This is a genomic window from Providencia sp. UF-183, assembly GCF_058246155.1.
This window is the reverse complement of record NZ_JBSICD010000001.1, coordinates 96,343-113,216: the sequence shown is the minus strand read 5'-3', so window position 1 is coordinate 113,216 and position 16,874 is coordinate 96,343. Positions and strand designations below refer to the sequence as shown.

At 38.6% G+C, this 16,874-nt stretch carries 14 protein-coding genes; 7 read left to right on the top strand and 7 right to left on the bottom strand.

The genetic code is table 11. The features are described from left to right. Positions 1-3: 3 nt before the first annotated feature. The 4 genes from folK to panD all read left to right on the top strand — a co-directional run bounded on the left by folK (position 4) and on the right by panD (position 2,831). A complete protein-coding gene (gene folK, locus AC4IFT_RS00490) occupies positions 4-495 on the top strand; it encodes a 2-amino-4-hydroxy-6-hydroxymethyldihydropteridine diphosphokinase (protein WP_490734569.1) in 492 nt (163 codons plus the stop codon). Positions 496-553: 58 nt separating this feature from the next. After that, the gene (gene panB / locus AC4IFT_RS00485; RefSeq protein ID WP_490734567.1) at positions 554-1,345 is read left to right on the top strand and encodes a 3-methyl-2-oxobutanoate hydroxymethyltransferase; all 792 of its coding nucleotides are present in this window, start codon (positions 554-556) and stop codon (positions 1,343-1,345) included. 27 nt (positions 1,346-1,372) lie between these two features. Further along, a complete protein-coding gene (panC, locus tag AC4IFT_RS00480; protein ID WP_490734565.1) occupies positions 1,373-2,236 on the top strand; it encodes a pantoate--beta-alanine ligase in 864 nt (287 codons plus the stop codon). Positions 2,237-2,450: 214 nt separating this feature from the next. Next, entirely contained in the window at positions 2,451-2,831 is a 381-nt protein-coding gene (gene panD / locus AC4IFT_RS00475; protein WP_490734563.1) for an aspartate 1-decarboxylase, read from the top strand. 109 nt (positions 2,832-2,940) lie between these two features. Here panD and AC4IFT_RS00470 read toward each other — a convergent pair whose 3' ends face one another. Beyond that, entirely contained in the window at positions 2,941-3,711 is a 771-nt protein-coding gene (locus AC4IFT_RS00470; protein WP_490734561.1) for an ABC transporter permease, read from the bottom strand. Continuing rightward, the gene (locus tag AC4IFT_RS00465; RefSeq protein WP_490734559.1) at positions 3,711-4,649 is read right to left on the bottom strand and encodes an ABC transporter ATP-binding protein; all 939 of its coding nucleotides are present in this window, start codon (positions 4,647-4,649) and stop codon (positions 3,711-3,713) included. The genes AC4IFT_RS00470 and AC4IFT_RS00465 overlap by 1 nt, the downstream gene beginning before the upstream one ends. 257 nt (positions 4,650-4,906) lie before the next feature. On the opposite strand from AC4IFT_RS00465, the gene can reads away from it, so the two are divergent. Next, positions 4,907-5,560 (top strand): carbonate dehydratase, encoded by a 654-nt coding sequence (gene can / locus AC4IFT_RS00460; RefSeq protein WP_490734557.1) that lies wholly within the window; start codon positions 4,907-4,909, stop codon positions 5,558-5,560. 422 nt (positions 5,561-5,982) lie between these two features. After that, on the top strand, positions 5,983-10,140 hold the full coding sequence (locus tag AC4IFT_RS00455; RefSeq protein ID WP_490750349.1) for a two-partner secretion domain-containing protein: 4,158 nt from the start codon (positions 5,983-5,985) through the stop codon (positions 10,138-10,140). A 135-nt stretch (positions 10,141-10,275) separates the two neighbouring features. Here AC4IFT_RS00455 and AC4IFT_RS00450 read toward each other — a convergent pair whose 3' ends face one another. The 3 genes from AC4IFT_RS00450 to cueO all read right to left on the bottom strand — a co-directional run bounded on the left by AC4IFT_RS00450 (position 10,276) and on the right by cueO (position 14,045). After that, complete coding sequence (locus AC4IFT_RS00450) at positions 10,276-11,412, bottom strand: hypothetical protein (RefSeq protein WP_490734553.1); 1,137 nt, start codon at positions 11,410-11,412, stop codon at positions 10,276-10,278. Positions 11,413-11,731: 319 nt separating this feature from the next. Then, positions 11,732-12,268, bottom strand: a complete 537-nt coding sequence (gene hpt, locus AC4IFT_RS00445) for a hypoxanthine phosphoribosyltransferase (protein ID WP_219246096.1) — start codon at positions 12,266-12,268, stop codon at positions 11,732-11,734. Between the two features lie 127 nt (positions 12,269-12,395). Beyond that, entirely contained in the window at positions 12,396-14,045 is a 1,650-nt protein-coding gene (gene cueO / locus AC4IFT_RS00440; protein ID WP_490750348.1) for a multicopper oxidase CueO, read from the bottom strand. 241 nt (positions 14,046-14,286) lie between these two features. Between cueO and AC4IFT_RS00435 the strand changes: the two genes are divergently transcribed. Beyond that, positions 14,287-14,637, top strand: a complete 351-nt coding sequence (locus tag AC4IFT_RS00435) for a YacC family pilotin-like protein (RefSeq protein ID WP_353167189.1) — start codon at positions 14,287-14,289, stop codon at positions 14,635-14,637. A 68-nt stretch (positions 14,638-14,705) separates the two neighbouring features. Here AC4IFT_RS00435 and AC4IFT_RS00430 read toward each other — a convergent pair whose 3' ends face one another. After that, positions 14,706-15,746, bottom strand: coding sequence for an AbrB family transcriptional regulator (locus AC4IFT_RS00430; protein ID WP_490750347.1), 1,041 nt, complete (start codon positions 15,744-15,746; stop codon positions 14,706-14,708). Between the two features lie 120 nt (positions 15,747-15,866). Beyond that, positions 15,867-16,514 carry a TetR/AcrR family transcriptional regulator gene (locus AC4IFT_RS00425; RefSeq protein ID WP_490750346.1) on the bottom strand — a complete coding sequence of 216 codons (648 nt, stop codon included), beginning with the start codon at positions 16,512-16,514 and terminating at the stop codon, positions 15,867-15,869. Positions 16,515-16,874 lie beyond the last annotated feature (360 nt).

Genomic DNA, 16,874 nt, shown 5'->3' with positions numbered 1-16,874 from the left:
GTTATGGAACAAGTCTATATTGCAGTAGGAAGTAACCTTGGTGAGCCCCTAAAGCAGGCTCAACAAGCTATTGCAGCCTTAGACGCTATCCCTGATAGCCGTGTTATTTCCACCTCACCTATTTACCGTACGAAGCCTTTGGGCCCACAGGATCAGCCAGACTTTTTAAATCTGGCTGTCCTCCTTGAAACATCTCTTGAACCCGAAGAGTTGCTCAACCATACCCAGCAAATCGAACTCGACCTTGGCCGTGTACGCAAAGACGAGCGCTGGGGGCCTAGAACCCTCGATCTCGATATCATGCTTTTTGGTAATCGTGTTATTAATACGCCACGATTAACAGTTCCACACTATGGGCTGAAAGAGCGTGAATTTATGTTGTATCCGCTCAACGATATCGCCCCTACTCTTGTTTTTCCAGATGGCGAGTTGCTATCTGAAAGACTCACACACGTCCCGCGTAACGGCTTACTATTTTGGGATATTGACGCCTAAAATAATCAACCTCTTCTGAGGTGTGGTCGTTGGGAGATCATTTCCGGAGGTTATTATAATGAAACCAATTTCTCTGGCTGATTTATGTCAGTTTAAAAAAGACAAACGCAAATTTGCAACCATGACCGCCTACGATGCAAGCTTCGCTCAATTATTTTATGAGCAAGGAATTCAAGTGATGCTTGTTGGTGACTCATTAGGTATGACTATCCAAGGTGAAACCAGCACCTTACCCGTTACTGTTGAACAAATTGCCTACCATACTCGCTGCGTACGTAAAGGGGCAGCAAATGCCTTTATCATCGCAGATATGCCTTTTATGAGTTACGCCACCCCAGAACAAGCCTGCGCTAATGCGGCAATTCTCATGCAAGCAGGGGCAAACATGGTCAAAATTGAAGGCGGTAGCTGGTTATGCGATACAGTTAAAATGCTGACTGAACGTTCTGTGCCAGTTTGTGGTCATTTAGGGTTAACACCACAAGCCGTTAATGTGTTGGGTGGGTACAAAGTACAAGGTCGTGACGAAGTGACGGCTAATCAGATGGTAAAAGATGCGATTGCCCTCGAAAATGCAGGTATACAACTATTAGTACTTGAATGTGTGCCAACCTCTTTAGCTAATCATGTCACTGAAGAGCTGTTATTACCTGTTATTGGTATTGGCGCAGGGAATGGGACAGATGGGCAAATTCTGGTAATGCATGATGCATTAGGTATCACGGCCCGCCCGCCGAAATTTGCAAAAAACTTTCTAGCTCAGGCAGGAAACATGCATGACGCCATCCGCTTATACGTTCAAGAAGTGGAAGAAGGCATTTACCCAGCCGAAGCGCATTCATTTTCCTAATTAGCTAACATATAAGGATTATTTTTTATGCTTATCGTTGAAACGGCGCTAATACTTCGCCGCGAAATTCGCCGCTGGAAGCAAGAAGGTAAACGCATCGCGCTGGTCCCAACCATGGGAAATCTGCACGATGGTCACTTAACCTTGATTGACCAAGCCAAACAGCAAGCTGACATTGTTATTGCCAGTATTTTTGTTAACCCAATGCAATTTGATAGGCAGTCTGACTTAGCTAATTACCCGCGTACATTGCAAGAAGACTGTGAAAAACTCAAACGCAAAGGCGTAAATTTAATTTTTGCACCATCCCCTCAAGAATTCTACCCCGAAGGAATGGAGAAGCAGACTTTTGTTGAAGTGCCTGAGTTATCAACCATGTTAGAAGGTGCGAGCCGTCCTGGCCATTTTAGAGGTGTGGCAACAGTCATCACTAAGTTGTTTAATCTTATTCAGCCTGAAATTGCATTATTTGGTGAAAAAGATTACCAACAACTGCAATTAATTCGCAAATTAGTTAATGACTTATCTTTTGATACCCAAATTATCAGCGTGCCAACTGTGAGAGCCAAAAATGGCCTTGCACTGAGTTCACGTAACAATAATTTATCTGCTGATGAGCTAAAGATAGCGCCAATGCTGTATCAAATTATGCAACAAGCAGGAGAAAAATTGGTGCTTGAGCCAAATTCCTCTGACGGTATTATTATTGAGATGAATGACCGCTTACGTGAAGTTGGCTTTACCCCTGATGAACTGTTTATTCGTGATGCGGATAGTTTATTAGCGCTCAATGACACAAGTAAACGTGCAGTAATTTTAATGGCGGCATGGTTAGGTCAAACTCGTTTGATTGACAATTTGCAAGTTGACCTGCAACGCGATATTGCATAAAAATAAGTCACTTATAACAATAAAACAACACATTGCAATTACCGTGTTCATAGTGTTAGTGATAACGCTGTCAATCGAATAGCTATCATTTTTCAAACGCATTCGATTCACAGCTAGGCGGTAAGTTATTGAGTCCCTAGGAGCATACATAAGTATGTGACTAAGGCAAAATAACGTCACCAACAACGCTGTGAACCGAATGAGGAAGAAAAAAATGTTAAGAAGAATGTTACAAGGCAAACTCCACCGAGTCACGGTCACCCAAGCAGACCTGCATTACGAAGGTTCTTGCGCTATCGACCAAGATTTTATGGATGCCGCGGGTATCCTTGAATATGAAGCTATTGATATTTATAACGTTGATAACGGAGAGCGTTTTTCAACTTATGCTATATCTGGCGAGCGTGGTTCAAAAATTATTTCTGTTAATGGTGCCGCTGCACGTCGCGCTGCCGTTGGCGATAAATTAATCATTTGTTCTTACGTACAGATGGAAGATGAAAATGCTCGACTTCATAAGCCAAAAGTCGCTTATTTTGATGAAAATAACGTGATGAGCCGAATTGCTAAAGCCGTTCCTGTGCAAGTGGCTTAACGAATTAAGTCAACCTAAACACCAATAAAAAGCTGCTTTAATAAGTCCTATTTGGCCTATTCTAAAGCAGCTTTTTTGTATTTAAATTAAACCGATACAGCCATTAAAACTAGCTACGCAAGCCCCTTCCTTGTTCAATTAAATACCATGTCAATAAATAGAAGACTACTAAGAAAATCATTAAAACACCCAATGTGACTGCTATCGATACATCAGCAATACCTAAGAAGCCATAACGAAAGCCACTAATCATATACACAATTGGGTTGAGTTTAGAAACCGCCTGCCAAAAAGGAGGTAATAATGAGAGTGAATAAAATACTCCACCTAAATAGGTTAATGGAGTTAAAACAAAGGTAGGGACAATACTTATATCATCAAACGTTTTTGCAAAAATCGCATTTAATAACCCTGCTAGCGAAAACACTATTGCCGTTAATAGTAGTGTTATGATGACCATAAGCCATGAATGTACTTGTAACGGAATAAAAAACAGTGAAACTAATGTGACAAGGAAGCCAACTAAAACTCCTCTAGCGACCCCTCCGCCAACAAAACCAGCAATAATGATATGGGTTGGGACTGGTGCTACGAGTAGCTCCTCGATATTTTTTTGGAATTTAGAACCAAAAAATGATGAGCAAACATTGGAGTATGAATTGGTAATTACCGCCATCATAATCAGGCCAGGGACGATAAATTGCATATAATCCACCCCTCCCATCTCACCAATTCGAGAGCCAATTAAATTACCAAAAATCACAAAATATAATGACATGGTAATCACTGGAGGCAGTAAAGTTTGTACCCAAATTCGCCCAAAACGGGTCACTTCTTTTATCCAAATTGTTTTTAATGCAACCCAGTACAGTGAGAACATTATACAATCTCCTTTTCGGTCGCATTGTTTTCTTTTTTCACTAAGCTGACAAACAGCTCTTCCAAACGATTTGCCTTATTACGCATACTTAAAATTTGGATACCTTGTTCATTTAACTGACTAAAAACGCTATTTAGCCCTTGTTCCCTTTTTACATCAACTTCTAGGGTCGATGTATCTATCAAGCGTGACTCATAACCCAGTAATTGCGGGATAGGACTTTTGGGCATTAAATCAAAGATAAAGGTTTCTGATTCTAATTTGCTCAGTAATTGTTTCATACTGGTATTTTCAACTAACTCACCATGTTGAATAATACCGATATTACGGCACAGCATTTCTGCTTCTTCTAAATAGTGTGTCGTTAAAATAATTGTTGTGCCTTGCGCATTTAAATTCTTTAAAAATGACCACATTGAACGGCGCAATTCAATATCAACTCCCGCAGTAGGCTCATCCAAAATCAATAATTTTGGCTGGTGCATTAACGCACGAGCGATCATTAACCGGCGTTTCATCCCGCCTGATAAATTACGAGCACGTTCGTCGCGTTTCTCCCACAAGTCTAGCTGCGTCAAATATTGCTCTGCGCGTTGTACAGCGACAGAACGAGGTACACCATAATAACCAGCCTGATTCAGGACAATCTGCAAAACAGTCTCAAATGGATTGAAGTTAAATTCCTGAGGAACTAATCCCAGTTGTTGTTTTGCTTGTACAACTTGTTTTTCTAGGTCATAACCAAATACTTTAACTGAGCCACTGGTTTTATTCACCAATGAGCTGATAATACCGATAGTCGTTGATTTTCCTGCGCCATTTGGGCCTAACAATGCATAAAAATCACCATCTTCAACATGTAAATCGATTCCTCGCAGAGCCTTAACGCCACCTGAATAGGTTTTTGTTAACTGCGATAACTCAAGTGCATACGTCATATATAAAAAAACCCTTTATTCTTAGGACGATTTGGAGGCAATATACGCTTATGATGCCACTTTTTTCTGCTCTATGTTATGCAGAAAAGTGATAATAGATTTCTATAAGATAATTCAATATGTTACTAATTGAGGGTTGTCTTGTCTAAATGAGTGGTTCATTATATCAATGTTGTAATTAGTATAACTAATTATTAATTAATCAATAAATGTTGTATAAGATTTTATCGCACAGTAACACAACTAGGCTATAAGTCATGATGAGAAAAATCGAAGAGCTGTTTGCTAACAATGAAGCATGGTCAGCCTCTGTAAAAGAACAAGATCCTGAATTCTTCAAAGAATTATCTAAAGCACAAAAGCCAAGATTCTTGTGGATTGGCTGTTCAGACAGTCGAGTCCCCGCTGAAAAATTAATCAATGCTGCACCGGGCGATCTATTCGTTCACCGTAACGTTGCAAACTTAGTTATCCATACTGACCTTAACTGTTTATCTGTCATTCAATATGCTGTTGATGTACTACAAGTTGAGCACATCATTATTTGCGGCCATTATGGTTGCGGTGGTATTGAAGCAGCAGTAGATAACACAGAATTAGGCCTTATTAATAACTGGTTATTACATATTCGTGATATTTGGTATCGACACAGTTCAATGCTTGGTGAATTAAAGCCTTGTGAACGACTGGATCGTTTATGTGAATTAAACGTGGTAGAGCAAGTTTATAATCTGGGCCACTCCACCATCATGCAATCCGCATGGAAACGTGGTCAAAAAGTGATGATCCATGGTTGGGTATATGGTATCAACAATGGCCGCCTTCAAGATTTACATATTACCGCTGATAGCCGAGAAAAACTTGAGCTTTGCTACAGAGAGTCTATTTCTACATTAACTCAAAAAAAATAAATTAATACGTGATAAAAAGCCCTTTTACATAGGGCTTTTTTTATTATTTTTAATCCAGAATAGAGTGAAAACCATATTTAATAAAATTTAACTTTCCTGCCAAAATAAAAGTAAATACAATTTAAAAAACCTTAACTCTCACAATTAATATGAGTACAAAATAGATTGTTTAATAATAAGTAATAACACATAAAAACTCTAAAGGTGCGTTTTCATTACATGTTGATTTAAAACAATAAAAACAATCAAACATATATTTAAACCTATATTTGAATTATTAAAGAAACTTACCACTCATCAATAAAACCTTAAATTGATTAAGTATATTTAAATATTTTTATTTTTTTATTTGAGCATAATCCAATGGTCATAATGGAATATTAATTCTTCTTAAATAAAATATCATATTTAGGGATATAACGATGAGTCAATCTATTAAAAGTGGGTCACAAGTACCTACGTTAAAGCTAAATCCTGTTTTTCTCTGTATTTCTGTAATTCTTGGTTTTACCTCAGTTTCACATGCTGAAATTATCAATACCAATGGCGCGGGCGTTATGAATCAAAATAATGGCCCTACTATTGTGCATATTAACAAAGCAAGCGATAAAGGCGTTTCACATAATATTTACAGCAAATTTGATGTTGATAACAAGGGTGTTATTCTTAATAACAGCAAAGACAACACCAATACTCAGTTAGGTGGTGTTATCAATGGAAACCTTAACTTAGCAAACGGAACTGCGAAAGTTATTATTAATGAAGTTAACTCCAACAATGCAACAACGTTGAATGGAATGGTTGAAGTCGCGGGAGACAAAGCCAAAGTTATTGTTGCTAACCCATCAGGTATCACCTGTAACTCTTGCGGATTCATTAATACAGAGAGCACCACACTAACTACTGGCAAGCCAATTGTCGCCAATGGTGACCTCCTTGGATATAACGTGGCTAAAGGCCAAATTATTGTTAATAAAAGCTTGGATTCTGACTCGCCAACTGAACTTATTTCGCGATCCTCCGTTATTAATGGTCAGATAAAAACGAAAGAATTAAAAATACTGACAGGCAATAACTTTGTTGATGCTGACGGGAATGCAGCATCTAGCGTAGCAGGAACAGGCAATCGGCCAACTGTGGGTATTGACGTTTCAGCGTTAGGTGGAATGTATGCCGATAAAATCACCTTAACATCCACTGAAGCAGGCGTTGGTGTTCGCAATAAAGGCATTATATCCTCAGGAGGCAAAGGATTATCGATCAGCTCAGCAGGGTACGTTGCTAATGAAAATAATAAAATTGAATCAGCAGGCAATATCGATATCAATGCTAACACTTTCCAAAACTCCGCATTAGTTAGTGCCAAAAAAGATTTGGCCATACAAACTACAAATGGCAATAGTGGTTATGTTACCTTTGATAATAGACTAGGAAAGTTAGTCTCTACGAATGGTGATATAAACCTAACCACCGCATTTACCGTACTCAATGATAACAATAGCCTAATCAGCGCTAAAAATAATGTTAATATTAAAGCTAATGATATTCAAAATGGTACAGGCTTAATCAAAGCAGAAACAGGTGATGTCAATATTGATGCTAGAGGTACAGTTTACCAGTGGAAGCGTGGCTATAATACCACCCCAGAAGATCGAATCATTGCTGGACGTGATGTTAATATTACTGCGGGCAGAATTATTAGTGAATCGGCTAAAATTGAGTCTGGTCGAGATGTCAACATCAAAACAACCTCTACTGTTGAAAATACAAATACCGTCATTACCGCTAAGCGTCGCATCGAACTAGATGCGAGTGCAATCGTTAACAAATCATCATCAATTACTGCAACTAATGCTAAATCTGATATCACTGCATCTCAATATATCATCAATGATGCAAATTCAGTTATTAGCAGTGGTCGTGGATTAAATATCACAACGGCAAAATTAACAAATACAGGGAAAATCATATCCCCAACTAACAAGCCGAATACACCACCAATCCCAACCTATGTTTCAAATATCAAGGCAGACACACTTGATAATAAAGGTGGAATGATTACGGGAGACACTCTAAATATCACATCAAACTCTATCAGTAATGAGCAAGGTTTTATTGATGCAACTAAACTGAATGTGACCGCTAATTCTTTAAATAACAATAGTGGTTACATTCGTGCTAATAACGATATAATTTTAAATGTTAAACAACTGTCTAATACTTATTCTAGTAACTTTGGCCGCTTAGCCTCTAAATATGGTTTAACAAATAAAATAGGTGGAATAGAAGCAGTAGATGGCAGCATTACTGTTACAGGCGATACTGTATCCAATTACAACGGTCTATTTAAAAGTGCGATAGAAGAGCGCTTAGCCACTGGTGGAGGAATGGAGTTCAACCTCACCAATAAATTTGATAATCATACTGGCGAATTAAACAGTAATGGTAGCATTGAATTCAACACTAAAGAAGTTAGTAACTATAAAGGCCAAATTAGTGCTGATGGAAAATTAATAATCAGAGCTTCTGAATCTATCAATAACATAGATGGCAAACTAAAATCAGGTAATGTCACTGAGCTTTATACCCCTTTTGTGATGACTTACAACAAAAATGAAACCTATAGCTTAGATGGTACAGGAATTATTTACAAACCTGACGGCTTGAATATCATTCACATTAAAAAACCGTCAGATAAAGGTATTTCTCATAATACCTACCAAAGCTTTAATGTCGGTGAAAAAGGCGTTATTTTCAATAATAGCGATGTTCAGTCAACCACTCAATTAGGTGGCAATATTTTTGGCAACAGTAATTTAGCAGGTGGAAGTACAGCTAAAGTTATTTTAAATGAAGTTGTTGCCAACAACATCAGTAGCATTAATGGCATGATGGAAGTGGCTGGTAATGCAGCACAAGTTATTGTCGCTAATGCATCAGGTATTACTTGTAATAACTGTGGGTTTATTAATGCAGAACGTGGCGCATTTGTCACTGGCACACCTCTAGTTGTAGCGGGTAATTTAATTGGCTATAACGTGAGTAAAGGCCAAATAACCATTAATAAAAATCTAACATCGAATGATGCTGTAGATTTAATTGCGCGTTCTGTTCTCATTAATGGAAATGTAGAAGCGAAAGAAATCAATATCGCAACAGGAAATAGCTTATTTGATGCTGATGGTAATGTACTCTCTAATTTATCCTATAGCTCACATCCTACTTATGGAGTAACTATTGCATCTACAGGGAAGTTAAGTGCGGATAAAATCAAAGTGTCTTCTAATGGTTCAGAAGGCATTATGAATAACAAAGGCCTGATTGATGCAGGGAATAATGGTTTAGTTGTTAATGCTAGCGCTTTCGGAAACTCAGCAACCATTAAATCAAAAGGGAATATTGACATTACTTCTACAGGCCAAAAATCAATTAACAATGATTACGGCACCATTATCTCTACAGGTGGAGATGTTAATCTTACTTCTTCAGAAACGCTATTGAACCGTTATAACGCGCTTATTCAAGCTAAGAATAATGTGAATATCAACACTTCCGATGTAATACATTTAAGTGCCGGCTTAATTAAAACAGAAGCTGGAGATATTAACATTAATACTACCGGAGCAGTAATTAGTTGGAATGGCTATTATAGTAAATGGGGTCAAGACCGTTTGATTTCAGGTCAAGATATTAATATCAATGCAAATAAGCTAATTCTTGAAGATTCAAAAGTAACTGCTGGTAGAGACTTTAGCTTCACAGGAACAGACCTTCAAAATAAACCGTCAAGCACTCTTAGAGCCAAACGAAGAGTAACAATTAACACTGACACTTTAGAAAATAGATTCGCCAAGATCCTATCAGAAACAGGTCGAATGGACATTACTGCAAATAAATCCATTATCAATGATGCTTATTCTGTTATTAGTAGCGCAAGGCTCCTTAATATCACATCACCAAGCCTATACAATGGTGGAGTTATTTCATCAGGCGCTGGAAAGTCAACTTTCCGTATTGAGGATTTATCAAACCAAACTGGGTATATCAAGGGTTTTGACCTAACCTTTATCTCCAAATATTTGAAAAATACCAGTGGTTTAATCAAAGCTGATAATAATATTGTAATGAATGCAGACTATGTCAGTAATACCGATTCTGCTAAATTTAGCTCTAATGCAAGTAGACTAGGGTTAATTAACCAAACTGGCGGGATTATTGCTCAAGATGGTAGTATCAAAATCAAAGGGACTCAGTTGAACAATACTTCAGGTATTATTCAAACTAATGCCGTATTCCCAATGGCAAATGAAGCTGACATTAATATTAACGTATCCAATGATATCATCAACAACTACGCACAAATAAACAGTGCAGGAAATCTGAATGCTACAGCAAATACGATTTCTAACTATAGTGGTTTAATCAAAGCAGGCCTTGATTTAACAGCAAAAGCTGACCGTTCCATTAACAATAGCTACGGGACAATCAATTCAAGGAATACAACAAAAGTAACAACACCAAGCTTATCGAATAGCTCAGGTAAAATTTTAGGTAACAATGTCATTATCCAGACAAACTAAGACCGTTATTTGTTAGTTAAAATCACCATAAACAAAAGGACAGCAAATAAGCTGTCCTTTTTATGTTGTTTCTGATGCATATTAAGCCTTAAATCATTATGTCGAGCGTAAGAAAGTGCCTACTGTTATCCTTCACTACTCCACTAAAACAGACACATTAATCGCACCGGTATACTTCCCAGGTTTAATATTGCCGTTCGCACAAAGGTTAAAAAAGAGCGATTTCGTAAAGTCTTTACCCGGTATTGTTGAAATTGATTGGCTACCTAAATAAGGAATTGCATCAGATGAGTTTGCGTTACACACGCTATCACCTTGGCTAGTCGCAGATGTTGCAATATAAGGCAAATCACCACCATTATTTTCTGAACTCGTGAGTTCCATCCCCGTTGTGCTTCCTGCCACTCTTGGATTTAATGGCCCCAATGTTAAGAACCCTTCTTTCCCAGCGTCATAGCAACTCACTTGCACAACAGCTTGTTCGCTCGCAAGGTTTTTCGGTGTCGGGTAATTCTGGCTTAACTGTGTCGGATATTGGATATTCGTTTGTGTAGAAGGTGTCAGTTTACAGCTTTTTAGGGCAGTGATTGTTACATTGCTATATCTATCAAAGAGAGCAGGAGTCGCATAAGATCCCCCATTTGCGTAGGTGAAAAACGTTACATCAATTATTCCCGGAGCAAGTTCATATACCCCAGCCTTCAATCCGCCACCAACTGCATAAGCTGAATAGCTTGAGACTGTAAACATGGCAGGGTTAGTCTTGTTAGCGGAGGAACCCGTGCTCGCAAAAAATTTCGTTTTACCTGCTTTCGGCTCAATTCCCCAAATTGTTCCAGATTTTGTGCCATTGCCAGTGAAAACATATAGCCCATTTAAGTTAACACTTTTCCCATTAATGACCCCAGAAGAGACGTATTTCATTGTTTTGTTGTCATTTAGTAAAAATGATGCATTTAAGTTTCCGTTTATAGTTAGCACGATGAAACCACTATCAGGCTCAGTTGTGTTACGGAATTGAATCCCTGATGTCCCAATTTCATCAAAATAAGGCAAAGTATCTATAGTTCCCGATGTAGACAAAGTTATTCGATAATTTGCGGTATCAGCCTTATGATCCGCTAAAGTGTACAAATATCCTGTCGCTGATGAAACCGGTGGCGTAACCTCCCCCAAGTAACCTCTTGCTCCAATAGGTACTTTCAGTTCAATTGCATAACCTTGCATATATACAGCAAATAAAGTTGCAAACAATAGTGTTTTTTTCATCATGTTATTATTTTCACAATTTCAAGCATTATTACTTAATGCAATATTTTAATTAATTAACTCAGCATAGGTGTAATGATGGAATAATGAAAGGAAAAGGCGATTAAAATTTGTAACAAACAATCATTCATAGATAAAGTCTAGAAGGCATTTAAACTAGTGAATTTACTCGATACCTTAAATAATGATATGACATTTAAATATAGTGAATTACATTACCAAACAAATAGAAATAAATTTTATTCAATTAATTATAGTATTTAACTAAAAAAGGTTGGGCAATAATATTGTCCCCAACCTTCTAAATAGGCTATTTGTTTAACTACTCTTCGAGTAAAGTCACATGCCCAATGTACGGAAGGTGACGATACTGTTGCGCGTAGTCAATACCATAACCGACAACAAATTTATCTTCGATTGAGTATCCAATCCATTCGACTGGTACATCCACTTCGCGGCGTGATGGTTTATCCAGCAAAGTACAAATCGCCACCGATTTAGGGCCACGCAATTCAAAAATTTCGCGAACTTTATTTAAGGTATTACCTGAGTCGATAATGTCTTCAACAATTAAAACGTGTTTTCCACGAATATCTTCATCTAAATCTTTGACGATTTTGACATCACGGCTTGATGTCATTGCATTGCCGTAGCTCGAAACAGTCATAAAGTCGACTTCATGCGGGACATTAATTTTACGGCATAAATCAGCCATAAAAATAAATGAGCCCTTTAATAGACCAACAAGGACTAAATCGCCTTCAAGGGGCTGGTAATGAGCACTGATTTTTTCAGCTAATTCACTGATTCGTTGAGCAATCTCTTCTTCAGAGATCATGACTTCAAGGGTATGTTTCATCTTCAATTACGCATCTAAAGGAATGGAAAGCGCGTAATTTTACCATAGGCGAGGCGTAGATACTAATAAAGGAAAATGCAGCACTAACATTTAATGCTGCATTTTGTCCTAAAGTGGAAACTTTCGATTAACTCACTGTAAAACCAAGCATCATTCCCGTATCTTCATGTTCAAGTAAATGGCAATGCGCCATATAGGGGTGTTCTTTCGTCGCAGGGTGTTTAAATTCCACTAAAATTTCACTCACCTGCCCTTCAACTTTAACAATATCTTTCCAGCCTTGGCGATGCGGTTCAACGGCTTGCCCATTTTCTTTCAAAATACGGAATCGCGTTCCGTGTACGTGGAATGGATGCAGCATCATGTCACCACGCCCGGAAACTACCCAAATTTCTTGGCGGTTCATTGGTGCATCGAATGCAGGATGGGTCATTGAGAACACTTGTCCATTAATCGTATTGGCGTTATGAATATCTAAATCACCTGCACCCGTACCACAATGACCACCATTGCCCATACCACCACTCATGTTACCGTGGTTCATGTTGCCTTGACTCATATTCCCATGGTTCATGGTTCCACTGTTCATCATCGCACCATGATCCATATTACCCATCATCGCGCCATGACCGCCCATGTTCCCCATCGCTTGTGCGCCATATTTTTCACGTAGCATCATCATGCCTTGCATATCTAAACGCATATCCATCATCAAATGGAAACGACGGCGATTTAACCCTGCTAAAGATGGGAGTGCGGAGATTGCAGCAAGAGTTGAAGGTAGTTTTCCTTCGCCATTTGTTAATGTGGTTTCAATACGAAGAACAGGCAGAGGTTGGTCAAATGGTGCGATAGTCATCCCCATTTGCCCTACAGGTAATGTAACTAAATCAAACGCATGACCATCTGAAGCATCAATTAATACCTCAAAACGCTCCCCCATTAAAATCGGTAATTCAGTCAATGCAACCGGTTCAGCAAGTAAGCCACCATCACTGGCAACAACGTACATTTTACGACCATCACTGGTTGAAATATTCAAACTACGTGCGTTACAACCATTGAGTAACCGTAGGCGGATCCAACCTTTTGGCGCAACATGTTTCGGGTAAACCGCGCCGTTAGTAAGCATAAAGTCACCAAACCAACCTACCGCAGCGCTCATCACATCGAGTTGATAATCGATTTGCCCATCATCTTTCAAACGCTTATCTTGCAAAATCACAGGGATATCATCTACACCCCAGTTGCTTGGCAAACCGTGTTTTTCGCTATTTTCATCTTTAATCAGGACTAACCCCGCCAGCCCCATAGCCACTTGGTAGCCCGTTTTACCGTGAGTATGCGGATGGAACCAACAGGTTGCTTCGCTTTGATCTATCGTAAAATTAACTTTGCGTGTTGCGCCCGGTTGAATAATCGCTTGGGGCCCGCCATCCTGTTCGCCTGAAATTTCTAAACCATGCCAGTGAACGGTGGTATCTTCTGCCAACTGATTCACAATGTTGATATTAACGCTCTGGCCATTTTTTAAGCTAATCGCAGGGCCGAGTAAATCACCGTTATATCCCCACGTGGTGGTTTTTTTACCGGGAACAAATTGGGATGTGCCTTGCTTAATCGCCAATTGAATGTTGCCCTGCACATCAGGCTCTAATAGCGGCGGGATAGCCAATGTGGGATAGTTTTCAGCGGCTACCGCGATGCGGCTCCAAATAGGCAGCGCACTTGCAGCATATGTGATAGCACTTAATTTTAAAAAATCGCGACGTAACATTGATAACCTTCCTTTTGTTTATCAAATCAATAATCAGTGACAGAGTATATTGAGGGAAATTACCCTTTCTCTGCAAAACATGGTTTAATAAAACAAATGATAAAGCCTCCCCTTACAGGAAGGTCAATAAACCCACTCATTAATTATGGGTTTATTACATTCATTTAAGAAAAATATAGTTGACTAACAATTCTATTCTTATGCTAACGTTACTTGACATAGAAACCCGATAGAATAAAGAATGCGCAAATTTATATTAATGATGTCATGCTTAATGACTCTGTTAGGGATAACCAATTCTGCCAGAGCTCTTGCCCCCAACGAAGCTGAAGATCTGGCTGATCTGACGGCTGTTTTTATCTACCTAAAATATGACTGTGGGTACTCACAAATTCCCGATAGAGAAATTGAACGCGCTATCGTCTATTTTGCGAAAAGCAACAAGTGGGATTTGAGCAACTACAACTCTGAGAAAATGACTCAGTTAAACAAAGAAAGTTACAATGACTTAAAGGGAATACCACTTACACAAGAATTTAAGTGCCAGTCATTAGCTAGGGATTCTCTCGGCTTGTTTGCCTACGTAAAATAATCCTATCAGTAACATCAAGAAAACATGCTAATACCTTATTGCATGTTTTCTTCTCCATCTTGATATCGCTATTTTAGTTTCTTTGCTCTGCTTTCCTGCCAAAATAAAACAACGGATGGAATACTCTGGATGATCACCATGCGAATAATATGGTTCGACATCACAAACCCTGCATCTAAATTCATCGTAATTGCTGCAAAGGTCATCGCTTCCATACTTCCCGGCGCCCAAGCGAGCAATAATACCGAAATATCATACCCTGTTAACCAAGCTGCAAATACCGTAATCAAGAACGTTAAAATAATATTGATGACGACCACTTGTGCGGAGGAATAAATATTTTTAATTAATGATGAAAGCGGAAAAACAACAAAGTGGTTACCGATGTTCATCCCAATTAATACCATACTTAATTCAGTCAGCATTAACGGAAAATTTAATGGAATATCAACCCAACTTTGTATTAGTGTTGCCGCCGCTAATGAAGTTAGCATATAAGGTGCAGGAACTCTGAAGCGCTGTAAGATCAAACCCGCTATCACCCCAACGGCGACAATCAGCAATAGCCACATTGTGGCTGTCAATGTTAATGAAGGAAACTCAATGAGCGGCTGCGGATCACCATCACTCCCAACGACAATCCCTGCTAATAAAATCAATATGATAAGGCGAATAGTGTGGGAGATAACAATCTTCTGTGGTGGTGTATGGGTATGATCAGTTAAGGCTAAAATGGCCGCCATTGCACCAGGCACTGAGCCCAACATGGCTTCTTGTTTCGTCCAACCCACTTTGCGGTAAAACCAAAAAAAACTAAACGAAAATTGTACAGCCAAACACACAACTAACATCAATAATAATAAAAATAAGTTATCAGCTTCATTCAGTGAAACCTGATTAAACATCAAGCCAACCGAAGTACCTAATGTCACTTGAACAAAAGAGATTGTATGTTTAGGAATTGCGAAGGAAATGCCAAAACGATGAAAAATAATAACCGCGATAATGGGACCAAACATCAGTGCGAGTGGAACACCAAGGTAAGTTAATCCACCACCAATCACCGCGCAAACAGCGATCCCAACGATCATCTTGAGTAATTTCATCATACGACATTAACCATTAAGACTATTTATAACCTTAATTTATATCATATTATTAGTGCCAGATGACCTTCGTTTTGCTTTATTTATTATGATAGTGATTATTCACTGCGGTTCTATCATTTATTAGTTTTTGATTTGCTTATTTTGACGTTTGGTATTATCTGCAACGGCTTGGTTCATTATCGCTTTTGCCATCCATTGCGCTAATTCTATGACCTGCAGATTATCCATTTTCCAAATATCTTTTAGCACTAAGAAAATCTCTGACCCATAAATAACCGAAAATGCTTTGATGACCTTATCAACAATTTCTTGCGGATATTCCGATTTCATCGGCGTAGTGACCATCGCAAGGATATCTTTACGGTTTCCCCGCTCAAATTGCTTACTTTTGACCTCTTGCGGAGCAGAACGCCCTTGCGCCCATTGTTGTAATGAAGCTTGCAATGCCGCCCTTAAAGCGCCTTCATGTTCAAACATGCGTGGAAAAGCAAACGTCAGTAGCTCATCAATACGCTCTTCTGTTTTTTCACTTTGTGGGCGCCACGTTAAAATTGGCCCTAAACTTTCATTGACAGTTGCTGTGATTAAATCACTTTGAGTCGGAAAATACCGATATGCGGTAGCGCGGGAAACACCCGCCTCGAGCGCCAATTCAGAAACAGAAGGCATCGCGCCTTTTTCAAATAACTCTAAAGCCGTGGTAACCAATAATACATAAGTCCGTTTTCGCGTCCCTTTATATTCTGAGGCTGGATTAGTTTTCGGCATTTAATTGTCCTTAAAATACTGTTTCTTACAACAAGTTTAGTCAATAATACTTAGAAAGCACAAGCGGAAATAAGTATACCTACTGAATAACATACAATTAAAAGATACATATCTCAAACTAACCTGTATATACAATCAAATAAGTTATCCCTATCACAAATTTAATATTTTAATGATGCATTATATATACCGATGTTAATTAATATTTATGATGTTTTATCAACAAGATATGCATATTAGCAACTAATCAGTGTGACAACAAACCAACAAATGAGACTGCAGTCTCATTTTACAAACGTCAAAAATGATACTATAGTCTCATTAAGGTGAAAAATTCAACGCGAACTCTAATCTGAAAGG

Coding starts and splice junctions, on each gene's coding strand:
- panB (WP_490734567.1), top strand. CDS start 554: ATGAAACCAATTTCTCTGGCTGATTTATGTCAGTTTAAAAAAGACAAA.
- folK (WP_490734569.1), top strand. CDS start 4: ATGGAACAAGTCTATATTGCAGTAGGAAGTAACCTTGGTGAGCCCCTA.
- AC4IFT_RS00455 (WP_490750349.1), top strand. CDS start 5,983: ATGAGTCAATCTATTAAAAGTGGGTCACAAGTACCTACGTTAAAGCTA.
- cueO (WP_490750348.1), bottom strand. CDS start 14,045: ATGTTACGTCGCGATTTTTTAAAATTAAGTGCTATCACATATGCTGCA.
- AC4IFT_RS00425 (WP_490750346.1), bottom strand. CDS start 16,514: ATGCCGAAAACTAATCCAGCCTCAGAATATAAAGGGACGCGAAAACGG.
- panC (WP_490734565.1), top strand. CDS start 1,373: ATGCTTATCGTTGAAACGGCGCTAATACTTCGCCGCGAAATTCGCCGC.
- AC4IFT_RS00450 (WP_490734553.1), bottom strand. CDS start 11,412: ATGATGAAAAAAACACTATTGTTTGCAACTTTATTTGCTGTATATATG.
- AC4IFT_RS00435 (WP_353167189.1), top strand. CDS start 14,287: ATGCGCAAATTTATATTAATGATGTCATGCTTAATGACTCTGTTAGGG.
- AC4IFT_RS00470 (WP_490734561.1), bottom strand. CDS start 3,711: ATGTTCTCACTGTACTGGGTTGCATTAAAAACAATTTGGATAAAAGAA.
- hpt (WP_219246096.1), bottom strand. CDS start 12,268: ATGAAACATACCCTTGAAGTCATGATCTCTGAAGAAGAGATTGCTCAA.
- can (WP_490734557.1), top strand. CDS start 4,907: ATGATGAGAAAAATCGAAGAGCTGTTTGCTAACAATGAAGCATGGTCA.
- AC4IFT_RS00430 (WP_490750347.1), bottom strand. CDS start 15,746: ATGATGAAATTACTCAAGATGATCGTTGGGATCGCTGTTTGCGCGGTG.
- panD (WP_490734563.1), top strand. CDS start 2,451: ATGTTAAGAAGAATGTTACAAGGCAAACTCCACCGAGTCACGGTCACC.
- AC4IFT_RS00465 (WP_490734559.1), bottom strand. CDS start 4,649: ATGACGTATGCACTTGAGTTATCGCAGTTAACAAAAACCTATTCAGGT.